Below are 16064 nucleotides of genomic sequence, written 5' to 3'. Positions count from 1 at the left end.
TCGTAATACTGGTGGTGACCGGTACGGTACTGCCTGATGCTACATGGCTCAACGCTCTCTCCAAGATATCTGGAATTGGTAACTCAGGATCTGCCTTTGCGATTTTAGCCATGTATTTCTGTCCTTCAACGCTTTGCAGATAATCACGGACTTGCTGGTTGCTTAAGCCCTTTGGCTCAAGTGTTTTCACAGAGTCTCGTTTATGCTCCACGGGCACGAACTCTGAGTCTTGCTTAGCGTAAAAGTCACGCATCTTACTTTCCCGCGCAAGCTGCTCGACTGAAGTAACCCCCCTGATCTGTAATTCAGGATGCCGCAAAAGGGTCTCTTCATTTTTCGTGAGCCATTCAACGATTGGTTTGCTGGAAATATCTGCTCGTAGCTTGGCGCTTCTCGTCGCGATACTTTCCAAACTGTTGGATACCCCCGCTCTCATCTGCCCTCGAGTGAGATAGGTGACAATTGCCATTAGCAACAGCAACACCAACTGCTCTTGACCTTGGGCCAGCAGACGAGCTGCGCGCTCTATGCGGTCCTGGATCATCGCAGCGGAACCGCCAGTTGGATCAAGGCCTGGATTTACCAAGCCGTCTTCAGCTTGCCACGCGGTGCATAGACCTTCGTATATCGTCGATAGGCATGGCCCGATACCTGCCGAGAAATAACCAGCGATTGCATATAATCCAAGCGCTGCCATGATCAAGTTGCCAACCTGCAAACCTACACTTGCACCGATTGCTGTACCGGGCAAGGCTCCAGCCCCGAAGGCAAGTGATCCGGCAGCGCCACCCATCGCTGCCCCCATCAGCACGCTGCCACCTACGATCATCACAACTTCCTGCAACAGCTTCATCAACTCCGGCAGAATTTCCTCAATATTGATCGACGCCCATTTGCGCCGAATGTTCATCTGCATGATGGGGGAGGACAAGTCCAGCGCGTGGCGAACATTATCGATGTTGTGCCCACCTACGTACCCGTAGGCTTGAGTTGCGCCGTTACTGACGCGGCGGGTGAAGCCGTTCCAGCCGTCATCAACGCCCTGATTCAGCTCACTGAACTTTTGGTCGAGGTTTCGCTCGATGTCGCCCCAGCTAGGTAAATTAGCGAAAAAATCCATTTAGCGGTTATGTCCCCATTGGAGGGCGCCAATTACGCCCAGATGGTGGCCCGGCAGGACCACGGCATGCCGCTAATTTAGGACTACAGGCGCTAGAAAACAACTGAGAGTGGATCCTATCCTTCACCATTAGCACTACGACCAGTGATGCTTCAAGCAGTTGGCAGGTTGTTGCTGCAGCGGCGACCGAGATACTTTGCCAGATGGGTTGGTCGTTTGGTACGAACCTGCCTCCTCCTTGTGAGCACCGCTTGCAATCAGCGATCTACCTTACGATGACCTATTCACCAGCAAATCCATAAAAAATGCCCCGTCTCAGCGGGGCATTTTCATGTGCAAAAAACCGTCAGTTTACCCACACCCCAACATGGTAATGCCAGCCATCGCCCCGGCTTTCCCAGTACGGATGTTGATAACGATAGCCGGGGCGTATCGCTTCCCAGTGGCCGTGCTCGGCGACATATCGGTTGCCGTTCCAGCGCCAGTAGCCGCGGGACCAGACATAGCCCTGGCGAGGGGCCGGTTCTTCCTCGATGACTCGAACGGGCGGCGCTTGCGGGGCGACAACTTCAACGTATTCGGCGCGTGGCGGGGGGCGGTCGACGACTCGCCGCTCATGCACCACTCGTTCTTCCACGCAGCCGGTCGCCAGGGCCAGCGCGCCAATCAGCGCTATGTAACGTAGAGACATATCGTCACCTCAGACTTGTCCAGACTCTGCTGCCTGCCGTGTATTGCAACGGCGCAGCCGGCTTGCTACAGCCTTGTTGTAACAGGTGCTTTCTGTCTGTGGGCTGAATCGGCGGGACTTACGGGGGGGCGGGCGATCATCGGAGGGCGTGCACGGGGTGCGCAAGAGGGTGTTTCGCATGGCCTGCGCTGGAGAGACGATCGGTATCGTCTCACTCCATGCGCATCAGTACGTCAAATGCCGACATTCAGCTGCGGGCGGCTCAGGAAGGGCGTGCGAGCAGGGGGCGGCGAGAGCTGTTTAAGGTCCCCGTCCGTCATGGCCGCGAGAATCTTGATGGCGCTATGGCCTTGCTCGATGGCGATGCCGAACTGAATGCTTTCGATCAATCGACGCAGGCGCTTGGGCGAATTGCGTTGCTCTGCACTGATCAAACGTTTGGCAACAACACCTGACTCATTTGACAGCGTCAGCATGATGGTCCCGTCGAGGCCTTGAATACTCAAGTTGACTCGGTAGTCGGGGTGGAAGGCGTCAGTGATCAATTGAAAAGGGTTATCCATGGCCTGTTACCTGTAAACGATCTGCATGAGTTGACTGGGGTTTAATCCCTTTAGTTCTCGAAGCCGATCAACGGTTGATGATTCCTGCCTTGGCCGCTCTCGCTGAAGTCGCGGTGATATCCATAAGGGTCCGTTGATACTTCGGTCATGAAGCGAGTCACTGCAGCCGGACCAAGAGGCTCGCGGCGTGCAGGTCGGGTGTAAGCTCGACGTTACAAAGCTTGCAGGGTTTGGGCCACAAGGGACGGAAGGTATGGACTGCCTTTTTTAAGCGGACAAACAGGCGATGAATTGACACGCAGACCATGCCTAAGGAGGCGATGGGGTACTGGCCAACTGCTTGTTTATTTTCCGGCGGGCACCATTAACGCGCCCAATGCTTTCTTTGTGTGCATGGTGTTCTTTAACCAAAGCGTCGCTTGCCCGTAGCCCAAGTTCATTTCGACATTTCGACATTTAGCGTTTAACGGGCAAAAAAAGGGGCGGGCCTGTGTTCAGGCCCGCCCCTTTTGCAGTGCAGTCGCTCAAGGCATCTGCATCAGCCGTGCAATGCATCATCCTTTTCGAGGAATTCTTCTTCGAGCAGCGCATCAGCGCTGACGGGTTCGTCATCCAGATCGCTTGCAATCACCGGCGCCGCGCCGCGTTTGTTGCCGCGCAGTTTTCCGAAAAGATGTTCCAGGGCGTGGTCGAGTTTGACCGCTGCGCCATCCACTGCCTGATCGATCGAGTCGGCCTTGTGGGTCACGGAAATAGGTTGGTGTCCTTTTGGCCGGGCTTCCATCTGGCAGCGGATGTCATGCGGGCCTGGCTTGTCGCCGTTTTCGTCGTTGATGTGGACTTCAACGCGGGTGAGATCCTCTTCGTAACGTTCGAGCGTAGTTTCAACCGTGGTTCGTACCCACTCCTCCAGACGGACGCTGTTTTCGATGTGGTTATCGCTGTTGACCTGGATTTGCATAGTTCTTCCCTTACTTTGGCTTGCTCGGGAGAGTCTGGACGAGGTGTTTTTCGTCTGCCCTCATTCACAGTGTTGGCGCCGATCGAGCAACAATTCAACCCCTTGCGGCTGAGAATATATTTCGCACCTAGGGGAACTCGACCGGCAAGTCCATTTTTGCGGGGCTACGCCTTTGAAGGGTTAGCAGCGGGGTCCTGCAGATTTGTTGCGGGATTCGTCGGACATCTTTTGCGCATGAGAATATTTATCATTAATATCGCGCCTTATCCCTGTTCTTCACCTCGTGCCCATCATGATCGATCCGCCTCCGTCGTCGAACCCAGCGTGTCAGGACCTCGACCACGAGGCGCCGAAGGCTGCGCGCGCGCGGTTTCTGGAAGCGTTCTTGTCCCAGCGCCCGCAAATGGAAGCCCTGGTCAGTCGAAGAGTGGGGTGCCGGGCGACGGCTGCGGACCTGGTTCAGGACCTGTTTCTGAGGTTCTGGCGGCGTCCGCTGGTGCAGGTCGAGGAGCTCAACACGTACCTGCTGCGCTGCGCCGGCAATATCGCCATTGACCATCTGCGGCAAGAAGGCACCCGCGCCAGGCTCAACGATGAGCGGCTGCCTGAGGCCTGCCAGCCCGACGCGGATGAACCTCAAGCGGCGCTGGAGGCGAGCAACGATCTGCGCCGTATCGAAACGGCGTTGCGTGGGTTGCCGGAAAAAACCCGGCACATTTTCCTGCTCAACCGTATCCATGGGCGCAAGTACGCCGAAATCGCCAAGGTGATGGGGCTTTCGCAAAGTGCCGTGGAGAAACACATGATGCGTGCCCTGCAGGCGTGCAAGGCGAGCGTTAACCAGAACGCCGCTCGGGTTGTACCTTTGGGTGACAAATCCGGAGGCGGACGTCGATGAACACGTTCTCTGACTCGAACGCCGACCCACACAGCATGGCGTTGAGCTGGCTCAGCGTACTGCACAACCAGCCAACGGCCGCCGAACAGGCGCGTTTCAGCCAGTGGTTGCACGCCGATCCTGCTCACGCCGAGGCTTATGCCCAGGCGCAGGTGCTGTGGGAGCTCAGCGAGGAGCCTGCCGCCACACTGGCTGGCGAAGACGCCGCCGCGCTCGATGCCTTGCTGCGAAAAATGGACGCGTCCAGGCCGCGCAGGCTGCCACGCTGGGGAGCGGCGCTGGCGATGGCGGCGTGTCTGGTGCTGATGATCAGCGCGGGGCTGGGCTGGAATCCGCAGCGCTGGGCCGATGACTGGGGGGCGGATTACGTGGCGGCACCGGGGCAGATCCGGAACGTGACGCTGACTGACGGCTCTCAGGTGACCATGGACGCCGACAGTGCTATCTCCGTGCGTTTTGACGCAGCAGAGCGCCACGTCGAGTTGCGCCGGGGCGCCGCATTCTTTCAAGTCACTCACACCGGCGAGCCGTTTGTGGTCCAGGGTGGGCGCGGTCAAACCCGGGTGCTGGGCACGCAGTTCGAGGTGCGGCTGCAACCTGCCGGTGCTCAAGTCACTGTACTGTCGGGGCGCGTTGGCGTGAAGGCAGCCGCCGATGCGCCTCAGCAGATCCTGACAGCCGGTCAGCAGGCGCGTTATGACCGTGAGCGCACCGGCAATCCACAGCCCGTCGACAGTGAAAGCCAACTGGCCTGGCGTCAGGGTTGGCTCAATTACTCGCGCACACCGCTCGCCGATGTCATCAACGACCTGAACCGTTATTACCCGGGCCGGATCCTGCTGCTCAACGACCAACTGGCCGCGCGGACAGTCAGCGGCAGCTTCCCCAGCCACGACCCGGAGGCCGTTTTGGCGGCATTGAAGTCCGTGATCGGCTTCGAGCAGTACGACGCCTTGGGGCGGGTAATCGTGATCCGCTGATGGCCGGTAATCGGTTGAGGTGTGGTGCATTCTGACGGGGTTGATTGATGTGAGAAGGTGGGTCGGCGTTACGTTGGTGGCGGTCTGGGGCGGATGCGCCCAGGCGGCCATGCCGGTCTACGACTTTTCGATCCCGGCCAAACCGCTGCCTCAGGCGCTTAGGGAGTTCAGTCGGGTGACCGGGCAGGGTGTGATTTACACCCAGGACACTCCGTACGCGGTCGTTGCGCCCGCGCTGGTGGGCTCGTTCAATGCGCAGGAGGCGCTCCGCGTTCTGTTGAGTACGTCTGGCCTCACGTTCCGCCGGGCCACCGACGAAACGTTCACCCTGCAATCCAGCGCCGCCGAGGGCACCCTGAGCCTTGGTGCGACGCAAATCGATTCGACACGCGACGCCGCGTACAGCTACCGGTCGCCGACCGTGACATCGGTGATGCGCAGCTCAATCCCGACGCTTGAAAACCCGCAAGCGGTCAGCGTTGTTCCGGCTCAGGTGCTGAGTGATCAGGCACCGCGCAACCTTGACGATGCGCTGGCCAACGTCAGCGGCGTGACCCAGGGCAACACCCTCGGCAGCACTCAGGACACGCTGATGAAGCGCGGTTTTGGCGATAACCGCGGCGGATCGATCATGCGCGACGGCATGCCGGTCGTGCAGGGCCGCAATCTGAATGCCACGGCTGAACGTGTCGAAGTCCTCAAGGGGCCGGCGTCGCTCTTGTATGGCATTCAAGACCCGGGCGGGGTGATCAACGTAGTCAGCAAACGGCCGCAGTTGCAGTCCGCCAACGCCCTCACGGCCCGGGGCTCAAGCTTTGGCTCGGGCAAAAACGGCAGCGGAGGAACACTCGATAGCACCGGCGCAATAGGCGGCGCTGAAGGGGCGTCGACCGGGTTGGCTTATCGCTTGATTGTCGACCACGAGGATGAGGATTACTGGCGCAATTACGGCGTGCACCGTGAGTCGCTGGTGGCCCCGTCGCTTGCCTGGTACGGCGATGACACCGAAGTGTCGGCGTCCTACGAGCACCGGGAATTTCTCTCGCCGTTTGATCGCGGCACCGCGATTGATCCGCGCACCAGTCATCCGCTGGACATTCCCGCTGCCCGGCGTCTGGACGAGCCATTCAACAACATGGAAGGGCGCTCGGATCTCTACCGCTTCGAGCTCGACCACGCATTCAACGACACCTGGAAAGGTCACCTTGGCTACAGCTACAACCGCGAGACCTACGACGCCAGCCAGGTTCGGGTGACCGGCGTGGACGCGGCCACCGGTACACTGACCCGCTCCATCGACGGCACCGGCAACGCGCTGAGCACCGACCGCTTCACCACCGCCACCCTGAGCGGTGACACCTCGCTGGCGGGTATGCGGCACGAGCTGCTGATCGGCATTGACGACGAGTACCGCAAGATTGCCCGCGGTGAATTGATTCGCCAGAAAAGCCAAAGCACGTTCAGTTACGTCGATCCGGTCTACGGTCAGGAACCTGAGGGTACTCAGGTCAGCGCGGCGGACAGCCATCAGCTCGATATTCTGCGCAGCCATTCAGTGTTTCTTCAGGACGCCGTGCACCTTACCGATCACTGGATCTTCGTTGCGGGCACGCGTTATCAAGTGTTCGATCAGCAGGCCGGCAAGGGAGCGCCGTTCACGCGTAACACCGATTTAGACGGGCAAAAATGGATTCCGCGAGCAGGACTGGTTTACCGCTACACCGACGAACTGTCGTTGTATGGCAGCTACACCGAAGCGTTCAAGCCCAATTCCAGCATCGCCACGCTGGCGGGCGGGACAGTGCTGGATTCCGCGACCCTGCCCGAGCAATCAAGAGCGTGGGAGCTGGGTGCCAAGTGGGATGCCCCCGACGGTGTCAGCGCGACGCTGGCGCTGTTCGACATCAGAAAGCGCAACGTGCTGGTGGCGAATTTTGACGCGCTGACGGCGAACACGGTGTACACCACGGCCGGTCAGGTGCGCTCACGGGGCGTTGAGCTCGACCTCAGCGGACAGCTTTCAGAGCGCTGGAGCCTGATCGGTGGTTACGCCTTCACCGATGCCTGGGTAGCGGAGGATCCGACCCTTAAAGGCGACCGCTTGCAGAACGTGCCCCGGCACAGCGGCTCGGTTTCGGCGGTATACGACTTCGGCGCCGTGATGGGGGCCAACCGGCTGCGCGCGGGAGCAGGCGCGCAGTACGTCGGCGAACGCGCGGGCAACCCTGACAATGATTTTGACCTGCCGGGTTATACCGTCGCCCATGCCTTCGCGACCTACGAGACCCGTCTGGACGGGCAAAAGGTGAAACTTCAACTGAACGTGAAGAACCTTTTCGACCGCACCTATTACAGCTCCGCGGTGAGCCGCTACTTCGTATCGCTGGGGGATTCTCGGCAGGTGGTGATGGCGACGACGCTGGAATTCTGAACGTCCTTTGCTGCCGACCGCATGTCCTGCCGCGTACGCAAAATCCTTGTAGGAGTGAGCTTGCTCGCGAAGGCTATGTTCAGCCCGGGAAAATCATTGGATGTGACGACCTCTTCGCGAGCAAGCTCACTCCTACACTTTGATAGATGTTTGTTCCGTCACCGTCACCGTCAGCGACGCTCAGCAGGCGTTCACTGAAAGGCCGCCCGGTACTCACCCGCCGTCGCTCCAACCGATTGTTTGAACCGGTTGCTGAAATGGCTGGCGCTCGCGAAACCGCACGCCAGAGCGATTTCGCCAAACGCCTTGCGTGTCGACCGCAGCAATTCCCTGGCGCGGTTGAGGCGTCGTGCGAGCAGGTATTGATGGGGCGGCAGGCCGAAGCTTTCGCGAAACATCCGCGCGAAGTGGTGTTCCGACAACGCACACATGCCCGCCAGTTGCCCGAGGCTCAATGGCTCGGCCAGATTCAGCTCGATGAATTCCATCAACCGAGTGCGCAAGTGCGGCGCCAACCCGCCTTTCAACCGCAGTCCTTCACGGCGTCCCACCTGGCGCAGGACCATGTGGTCGAGCAATTCATGGGCGAGGCTGCTGGTAAGCATGCGCTCGCCGGGCTCACTCCAGTTCATCCGGATCAGGCGATGAAAGCGGTCGGCTTGCACGGGATCGTCTAGAAACGTGAGCTCCTGCAACGCCAACTGCCGTGGCTCGCGGTCCAGCAACGTGACGCAGTTGAGGGCGAACTGCTCGGGGCTGATGTACAAATGCGCCAGGCGGATTTCGCCGTTCACCACCCACGAAGACTCATGGCCGGCGGGCAGCGTGCAGATTTTGTCCGGGGCGCCCTTTTTGTCCGGCTGATCGCGGCGGAACGTCCCGGTGCCGCCGCCGATGTAGCACGACAGTGTGTGGTGCGTCGGCGCGTGGTAGTTCTGCGCGTCGTGGCGGTTGTTCCATAACGCCGCCATCAGGCCGTCACCCAGGGGCGCACACTTTTCCAGCTGCGCGTGGGGCGAGCTGTTCAGCGATTGAAAGACCTGGATGGTTTCGAGTGACGGCATGGGGGCTCCTTGACGCTTCGCATCCTACTCCCAGACCTGCCGACTGGCAGTGGGGCGGCGATCAAATGCGCAAGTTTTTGCAAGTGCGCGCAGCGGGGCACCGCCAGACTGTGGCTTCACTGGGAGCCCGACATGAACATCACGTTGTATTTGCTGACCGTTTTGATCTGGGGCACGACCTGGATCGCTTTGAAACTGCAATTGGGCGAAGTCGCCATCCCGGTGTCGATCGTCTACCGCTTTGGCCTCGCGGCGCTGATCATCTTCGCCCTGTTGCTGGCGACCGGGAAATTACAGAAGGTCAATCGTCGCGGGCAGCTCATCTGTCTGGCGCAGGGGCTGTGCCTGTTCTGCATCAACTTCATGTGCTTCTACACTGCCAGCCAGTGGATACCCACCGGTCTGGTGGCCGTGGTGTTTTCCACCGCGACGTTGTGGAACGCACTCAACGCCCGGATCTTTTTCAAGCAGAAAGTCGCGCGCAACGTGGTGATGGGCGGCACGCTGGGGCTGATCGGTCTGGCGTGCCTGTTCTGGCCAGAGTTGGCCGGGCACAGCGCCAGTCGCGAGACCTTGATCGGCCTGGCGCTGACCCTGCTAGGCACGCTGTGTTTCTCGGCGGGGAACATGCTCTCCAGCCTGCAACAGAAAGCCGGCCTGCGCCCGCTGACCACCAATGCCTACGGCATGCTGTATGGCGCGACAATGCTGTGCGTGTATTGCCTGCTGAGCGGTACACCGTTCGCGTTTGAGTGGAACGCGCGCTACATCGGCTCGTTGCTGTACCTGGTGATACCGGGTTCGGTGATTGGCTTCACTGCGTACCTCACCCTGGTCGGCCGCATGGGCCCGGAGCGCGCGGCGTATTGCACCGTGCTGTTTCCGGTGGTGGCGCTCAACGTGTCGGCGTTTGCCGAAGGCTACCAGTGGACTGCGCCGGCGCTGATGGGCCTGGTGTTGGTGATGGCGGGGAACGTGCTGGTGTTCAGGAAGCCGAAGGTGGTCGTGCCGGTGGAGGCGAAATTGGCCTGAAGGGCGCTAGTGGAGACCGGCGGGGAGAGGACTGTGGGAGCCGGCTTGCTGGCGAAGACGGCAGGTCAGACGCTGTAGGGGTGAATGGTCTGACGCGTTCGCCAGCAAGCCGGCTCCTACGAATACCATCGTTCCCACGGGGACCATGGGAACGATCATGAGTATCGCGTCCACTCAAAAGGGCGTATCAGCCCTTCCACACCTGCGCATTCACGAGATCCTGCGGCTTCTCGCCCAGCAGCGCGGCACGCAGGTTTTCGTAGGCGCGGTCGGCCATGGCCTGACGGGTTTCGTCAGTTGCCGAACCAATGTGAGGGAGCGTCACCGCGTTGCTCAGGGCGAACAAAGGCGATTCAGACAGCGGCTCCTTTTCGTAGACGTCCAGGCCGGCGCCGCGAATCGTCCCGTCTTGCAGTGCTTTGATCAGCGCCGGCTCATCAACGATCGGACCCCGGGCGATGTTCACCAAAATCGCACTCTTTTTCATCAGCGACAGCTCGCGGGTGCTGATCAGGTGTTTGGTTTTCTCGCTGAGGGGGACGACCAGGCAGACAAAATCCGACTCGGCCAGCAGCTGATCCAGCGTGCGGAATTGTGCGCCGAGTTCTTGCTCAAGAGCAGTTTTGCGACTGTTGCCGCTGTACAGAATGGGCATGTTGAAGCCCAGCCGACCCCGTCGCGCCACCGCTGCGCCGATGTTGCCCATGCCGACGATACCCAGCGTCTTGCCGTAAACGTCGGTGCCGAAATGTGGCGCTTCGATACTGCGCTTCCAGTTTCCGGCCTTGGTGTAGGCGTCCAGCTCGGCAACGCGACGGGCGCTGCTCATGATCAGCGAGAAGCCCAGGTCGGCGGTGCTTTCCGTCAGCACGTCGGGCGTGTTGGTCAGCATGATGCCGCGCTCGGTGAGGTAGCCGACGTCGTAGTTGTCATAGCCGACCGAAATGCTCGACACCACTTGCAGCTGCTTCGCGCCTTCCAACTGCTCGCGCCCCAGCTTGCGACCGGCGCCGATCATGCCGTGGCTGTGGGGCAGGGCTTCATTGAACTGCTCGTTCAGATCACCCTTCTTCGGGTCCGGGATGATCACATTGAAGTCTTGCTGCAGGCGCTCGGCCATTTCCGGGGACACGCGGCTGAAGGCAAGGACGGTCTTTTTCATCGGATAGCTTCTCTCGGCAGTTCAGAAGGGCATTGCGTAGCACGCTAACATTCTTGCCGAGCGATTGGCAGGGTCACCGCCGTTGCGCGTGTGCGATGACTAAACCGTCTCCGGCAACACATGCGTCTGCAGGTCAGCTTCATGGGCGGCCATGATTTCCGGCAGCGAGCCGCGCAAGTACTCGACCCAGGTTTTGATCTTCGCATCCAGGTACTGCCGCGAAGGGTAGATCGCATACAGGTTCAGCTCGTGGGAGCGGTACTGCGGCAAAACCCGCACCAGCGAGCCATTGCGCAAACCTTCGATGGCCGAGTAGATCGGCAGAATCCCGATGCCCATGCCGCTGCTGATCGCCGCCTGCATGGCGTCGGCCGAATTCACCAGAAACGGCGAGTTTCCGATGGTCACGGTCTCCTGGCCTTCGGGGCCATCGAACGCCCACTTTTCCAGCGGAAACACCGGGCTGACCAAGCGCAGGCAAGCGTGATTGAGCAGGTCAGCTGGCCGGTGCGCCATACCGAATGCCTTGATGTAGGCGGGGGAGGCGCAAACGATGCTGTAGGTGATGCCCAGACGCTGGGACACGAAGCCCGAATCCGGCAGCTCGCTGGCGAGCACGATTGACACGTCGTAACCCTCTTCGAGCAGGTCCGGGACGCGGTTGGTCATGGTCAGGTCGAACGACACGTCCGGGTGATTGCGCCGGTAGCGGGCAATCGCGTCGATGACGTAATGCTGGCCAACGCCGGTCATCGAATGGACTTTCAACTGCCCGGCCGGGCGCGCGTGGGCGTCGCTGGCCTCCGCTTCCGCCTCTTCCACATAGCCGAGAATCTGCTCGCAACGCAGCAAATAGCGCTTGCCGGCTTCAGTGAGAGCAATACGCCGCGTGGTGCGGTTCAGGAGTCGGGTTTGCAGGTGTGCTTCGAGGTTGGAGACAGCGCGCGAAACGTTTGCAGTCGTGGTGTCCAGTTGAACCGCGGCAGCGGTGAAGCTGCCTGCTTGCGCCACGCAAGTGAAGGCACGCATGTTTTGCAGAGTGTCCATTGGCCGTTCTCAGGTGAGATGGCAAATTGTGACATGAAGTTACTGATCCATGTCAGCCATACCAAAGGATTATCTCCGGTTTGGTAACAAAGATTCGCAGAAGTCCCGGCTTATCGCCGGACTAGACGCCCCCTAGAATCGCCGCATCCTTGATTCCCCCTCCATTCAGGTAATTGCAGCAGTGCCGCGTCGTCTCGTCAGAGGGCTCAAGCCCCTCAGTGTGTGGGCTTTAATGTTACTCATCAGCGGCTGCATCGGAACTGGCGGAATCGCCCCACAAGGCACAGCGTTGTCACCTGACGCGCTGGCCACCGACGACGCCATCAAGGCGGCCGACAAAGACGCCCATTGGCCTGCCGGTCAGTGGTGGCGCGCCTATGGCGACGAGCAACTCAATCACTGGATCGAACTGGCGGCGCTCGGCAGCCCGACCCTGTCGATGGCCGCTGCGCGGGTGCGTCAGGCCAAGGCCATGGCAGGCATCGCGGAGTCGGCGCAAGCCCTGCAGATATCCGGCGACAGCACGCTGAAACGGCACAACTGGCCGACCGATCAGTTCTACGGTCCGGGTGAGCTGTCGAACACCAGCACGTGGAACAACAACGCGTCGCTGGGCCTGAGTTATTCCCTTGATCTGTGGGGCCAGGAGAGCAATCACTCCGAACAGGCCCTGGACATGGCGCACCTGAGCGCGGCGCAGGAGCATCAGGCGCAGCTCGAATTGCAGGACAACATTGTCCGCGCGTACATCCAGTTATCGCTCAACTACGCCCAGCGTGATATTGCCGAAGCGACCCTCACTCAACAGCAGCAGATCGTTGATCTGGCCCAGCGTCGTCTGAAAGGCGGCATCGGCACCCATTTCGAGGTCAGCCAGGCGGAAACCCCGCTGCCCGAAACACATCGTCAGATTGACGCGCTGGACGAGGCGATTGCCCTCAGCCGCAATCAGATCGCGGCGCTGGCTGGCAAAGGGCCGGGCGAAGGCTCGCGTCTTCAGCGCCCGACGCTGTCGTTGAACGCTGCGTTGAAGTTGCCGTCTGCGTTGCCGGCCGAGTTGCTGGGGCAACGTCCGGATGTGGTCGCCAGTCGCTGGCGGGTGGCGGCACAGGCCCGGGGCATCGATGTGGCTCACGCCGGCTTCTATCCGAACGTCGACCTCATGGGCAGCCTGGGTTACATGGCCACCGGCGGCGGCATGCTGGAATTTCTGACCGGCAAGAAATTCAACTACAGCGTGGGCCCGGCGATTACCTTGCCGATCTTCGACGGCGGGCGTTTGCGCGCCGAACTGGGCGTGGCGTCTGCGGGTTATGACGAAGCGGTCGCGCAATACAACCAGACCCTGGTGATGGCCCTCAAGAGCATCTCCGATCAGTTGATTCGCCGCGAGTCGATGGAGAAGCAGCAGCAGTTCGCCGATCAGTCGGTGGCCGCTGCCCAGAAAACCTACGACATCGCCATGATCGCTTATCAGCGCGGGCTGACCGATTACCTCAATGTGCTCAACGCGCAGACGCTTTTGTTCCATCAGCAGCAGGTGCGGCAACACGTCCAGGCCGAACGCCTGACGGTGCACGCCGAGTTGGTGGTGGCGCTGGGCGGCGGGTTGATGGCGGGCAATGATGCGCCCGCGCCTGACAGGACTGCCGCGCCGAAAACCCCGGCGTCGTTGGCGGTGTTTGATAAATGAAGCGCGTTGGCAGGGCCTGGCGATGAACGCGGGTGTCGAGTGGCTCAAATCCCTGGAATGGCGTCGCGGTCTCAATGAGTGGGCGCGCAGCGATGGCGTGACCTGGATCTACATCTGCAAGGTGCTGACCGCCGCGTTCCTGACGTACTGGATCGCCATGCGCCTGGAACTTCCGCAGCCGCGCACGGCGATGATCACGGTGTTCATCGTCATGCAGCCGCAGAGCGGTCAGGTGTTCGCCAAGAGCTTCTATCGCTTGCTCGGCACCGTCGCCGGCTCCGTAGTGATGGTCACGCTGATGGCACTGTTTGCGCAAAACAGCGAGCTGTTCCTCGGCAGTCTGGCGATCTGGGTCGGCTTCTGCTGCGCCGGGGCCGCGCGCTATCGCAACTTCCGCGCGTACGGCTTCGTCCTCGCCGGCTATACCGCCGCGATGACCGGTTTGCCAGCGCTTGCGCACCCGGACACCTCGTTCATGGCGGCGCTGTGGCGGGTGCTGGAAATCTCCCTCGGCATTGTCTGCTCGACCCTGGTCAGCGCTGCCATCCTGCCGCAGAGCGCGGGCGCGGCGATGCGCAACACGTTGTACCAACGCTTCGGCACCTTCGCCGAGTTCGTCATCATCGGCCTGCGCGGTGAAAGCGATCCTGCGTCGTTCGAAGCCAGCAACGTACGTTTCATCGCCGACGCCGTGGGGCTCGAAGGCCTGCGCGCCGTCACGGTGTTCGAAGACCCGCACATGCGCCGACGCAACGGCCGGTTGAACCGCCTGAACAGCGAGTTCATGACCATCACCACGCGTTTCAACGCCTTGCATCAATTGCTTGAGCGCTTGCGTCGACGCGGCGTGACGCCGGCTGTCCAGGCCATTGAGCCCGGCCTGAGCGCGCTGACCCGCTTGCTGGAGCCTTTCGCCGGCCGGGCGCTGACCAACGCGGATGCCGCGCTGCTCGCCAATCGGTTAAGCGTGTACAAGGCCGACCTGCCCGAGCATGTGCGCAGCTTGCGTGCCGAGTTTGTCCGGACCGAGCCCGGCGACGACGACCTGCTGGATTTTCACACCGCGTATGAGCTGCTGTATCGCTTCGTTGACGACATGCACGACTACGCCCAGACCCACGCATCGCTGGCCGAACACAGCCATGCACGGGAAAAGTGGGTCGAGCCGTTTGTCTCGACCACCAGTTGGCTGTCGTCGCTGGCATCGGGTGTGCGCGCGACGTTTATCCTTGCCGTCATGTCGGTGTATTGGGTGGCCACGGCGTGGCCCAGTGGTGCGTCGATGACCCTTGTGTCCGCCGCGACCGTGGCGCTTTCCGCGACCACGCCTAACCCCAGGCGCATGTCGTTTCAGATGGCCTGCGGGACCTTTCTGGGCGCTGTGTCGGGGTTTTTCATTACCTTTTTCGTACTGCCGTGCATTGATGGCTTTCCTTTGCTGTGCATGGTGTTGGCGCCGGTGTTCGTGTTCGGCACGTTTCTGACCACGCGACCTCAGTGGGTGGGTTACGGACTGGGGCTGCTGATTTTCTTCAGCATCGGTTCCGCGCCGGACAACCTCACGGTCTACAACCCGTATGCCTTCATCAACGACTACATCGCCATGGTCCTGGGCATGCTGCTGTGCGCGGCGGCGGGGGCGATCATTCTGCCTCCGAACAGTCGCTGGCTGTGGCAGCGACTCGAAGGCAACCTGCGCCAGCAAGTGAGTTTCGCCATCAGCGCGCCGCTGCGCGGGATTCGCTCCGGGTTTGAAAGCCGCACGCGGGACCTGATGCATCAGGCATATGGCCTGGCCGCCGGCAAGCCCGAGGTCCAGCGTCATCTGCTGCGCTGGATGCTGGTGGTGCTGGAGATCGGCCACGCGATTATCGAGTTGCGCCGCGAGCAGGAGGTTTTGCCGGTGCACCCCAGCTACGCCGAATCGCAACCCTGGCGGCAGGCGATTCGCGCCATGGGCCGCTCGCTCGTTCGCCTGTTCATTCAGCCTGACCGCCACAACCTGGCGCGCAGCCTGTCTGCGGTCGATCACGCCATTGTCTGCGTGCAGAACACCGACGAGCCCTTTGCCCCGCACTTCGACACCTCGCCGTTGCGCCGGGTGAAAAGCTACCTGCACTTCATCCGCACCTGCCTGTTGGACCCGCAGTCCCCGCTGGCAGGCACCACGCCAGAACCGGCGTCTGTGGCCTCGCCGCAAGGACAACTCAATGCCACGTGAACTCGCCTTCCACGGCGTCTACATGCCGACCGTGACGGTCATGTTTCTGGTCGCAATGGTACTTTCCTGGGCGCTGGACCGATTTATGTCCGGGCTCGACCTGTACCGTTTTTTCTGGCATCCGGCGCTGCTGCGCCTGAGCCTGTTCAGCTGCATTTTCGGCGCCATGGCGCTCACTGTTTACCGTTGAGGCACGTTGGT

The 16064-nt window shown here is 60.8% G+C and carries 14 protein-coding genes; 7 read left to right on the top strand and 7 right to left on the bottom strand.

Annotation, left to right across the window (positions count from 1 at the left end; genetic code table 11):
- The 4 genes from VF672_RS07885 to VF672_RS07870 form a co-directional block, all read right to left on the bottom strand.
- On the bottom strand, positions 1 to 1120 hold a 1120-nt coding region (locus VF672_RS07885), incomplete at its 3' end, for a DUF6861 domain-containing protein (protein WP_331103346.1).
- Positions 1121 to 1466: 346 nt separating this feature from the next.
- Positions 1467 to 1811, bottom strand: a complete 345-nt coding sequence (locus VF672_RS07880) for a hypothetical protein (RefSeq protein ID WP_331103344.1) — start codon at positions 1809 to 1811, stop codon at positions 1467 to 1469.
- A 233-nt stretch (positions 1812 to 2044) separates the two neighbouring features.
- Complete coding sequence (locus tag VF672_RS07875; protein ID WP_331103342.1) at positions 2045 to 2374, bottom strand: DUF3509 domain-containing protein; 330 nt, start codon at positions 2372 to 2374, stop codon at positions 2045 to 2047.
- 538 nt (positions 2375 to 2912) lie between these two features.
- Positions 2913 to 3335 (bottom strand): HPF/RaiA family ribosome-associated protein, encoded by a 423-nt coding sequence (locus VF672_RS07870; RefSeq protein WP_074884145.1) that lies wholly within the window; start codon positions 3333 to 3335, stop codon positions 2913 to 2915.
- 292 nt (positions 3336 to 3627) lie between these two features.
- On the opposite strand from VF672_RS07870, the gene VF672_RS07865 reads away from it, so the two are divergent.
- From VF672_RS07865 to VF672_RS07855, 3 genes are all read left to right on the top strand, one after another.
- Positions 3628 to 4233: an RNA polymerase sigma factor gene (locus tag VF672_RS07865; protein WP_331103338.1), complete on the top strand. Its 606-nt coding sequence runs from the start codon at positions 3628 to 3630 to the stop codon at positions 4231 to 4233.
- On the top strand, positions 4230 to 5213 hold the full coding sequence (locus VF672_RS07860; protein WP_331103336.1) for a FecR family protein: 984 nt from the start codon (positions 4230 to 4232) through the stop codon (positions 5211 to 5213). The genes VF672_RS07865 and VF672_RS07860 overlap by 4 nt, the downstream gene beginning before the upstream one ends.
- Positions 5214 to 5322: 109 nt before the next feature.
- A complete protein-coding gene (locus tag VF672_RS07855) occupies positions 5323 to 7644 on the top strand; it encodes a TonB-dependent receptor (RefSeq protein WP_331103355.1) in 2322 nt (773 codons plus the stop codon).
- Positions 7645 to 7835: 191 nt separating this feature from the next.
- Here the strand turns inward: VF672_RS07855 and VF672_RS07850 are convergent, their stop codons facing one another.
- Positions 7836 to 8708, bottom strand: coding sequence for an AraC family transcriptional regulator (locus tag VF672_RS07850; RefSeq protein WP_331103334.1), 873 nt, complete (start codon positions 8706 to 8708; stop codon positions 7836 to 7838).
- A 132-nt stretch (positions 8709 to 8840) separates the two neighbouring features.
- On the opposite strand from VF672_RS07850, the gene VF672_RS07845 reads away from it, so the two are divergent.
- Positions 8841 to 9740, top strand: coding sequence for a DMT family transporter (locus VF672_RS07845; protein ID WP_331103333.1), 900 nt, complete (start codon positions 8841 to 8843; stop codon positions 9738 to 9740).
- Between the two features lie 187 nt (positions 9741 to 9927).
- Here the strand turns inward: VF672_RS07845 and VF672_RS07840 are convergent, their stop codons facing one another.
- Positions 9928 to 10902, bottom strand: coding sequence for a D-glycerate dehydrogenase (locus tag VF672_RS07840; protein WP_331103331.1), 975 nt, complete (start codon positions 10900 to 10902; stop codon positions 9928 to 9930).
- A gap of 99 nt (positions 10903 to 11001) precedes the next feature.
- A complete protein-coding gene (locus VF672_RS07835; protein ID WP_331103329.1) occupies positions 11002 to 11949 on the bottom strand; it encodes a LysR family transcriptional regulator in 948 nt (315 codons plus the stop codon).
- Between the two features lie 181 nt (positions 11950 to 12130).
- Between VF672_RS07835 and VF672_RS07830 the strand changes: the two genes are divergently transcribed.
- Genes VF672_RS07830 through VF672_RS07820 form a run of 3 tightly spaced genes read left to right on the top strand, consistent with a single transcriptional unit; the run spans position 12131 to position 16053 of the window.
- Complete coding sequence (locus VF672_RS07830) at positions 12131 to 13642, top strand: efflux transporter outer membrane subunit (protein WP_331103327.1); 1512 nt, start codon at positions 12131 to 12133, stop codon at positions 13640 to 13642.
- Positions 13643 to 13664: 22 nt separating this feature from the next.
- Positions 13665 to 15863, top strand: a complete 2199-nt coding sequence (locus VF672_RS07825; RefSeq protein ID WP_331103325.1) for an FUSC family protein — start codon at positions 13665 to 13667, stop codon at positions 15861 to 15863.
- A complete protein-coding gene (locus VF672_RS07820; RefSeq protein WP_065991906.1) occupies positions 15853 to 16053 on the top strand; it encodes a DUF1656 domain-containing protein in 201 nt (66 codons plus the stop codon). Before VF672_RS07825 ends, VF672_RS07820 begins: the two co-directional genes overlap by 11 nt.
- Positions 16054 to 16064: the final 11 nt, after the last annotated feature.

Origin of the sequence: Pseudomonas sp., from assembly GCF_036387035.1 — a bacterium.
Taxonomy (GTDB): domain Bacteria; phylum Pseudomonadota; class Gammaproteobacteria; order Pseudomonadales; family Pseudomonadaceae; genus Aquipseudomonas.
The sequence above is the reverse complement of the archived record's forward strand: the minus strand, read 5'-3'. Positions and strand labels throughout refer to the sequence as shown.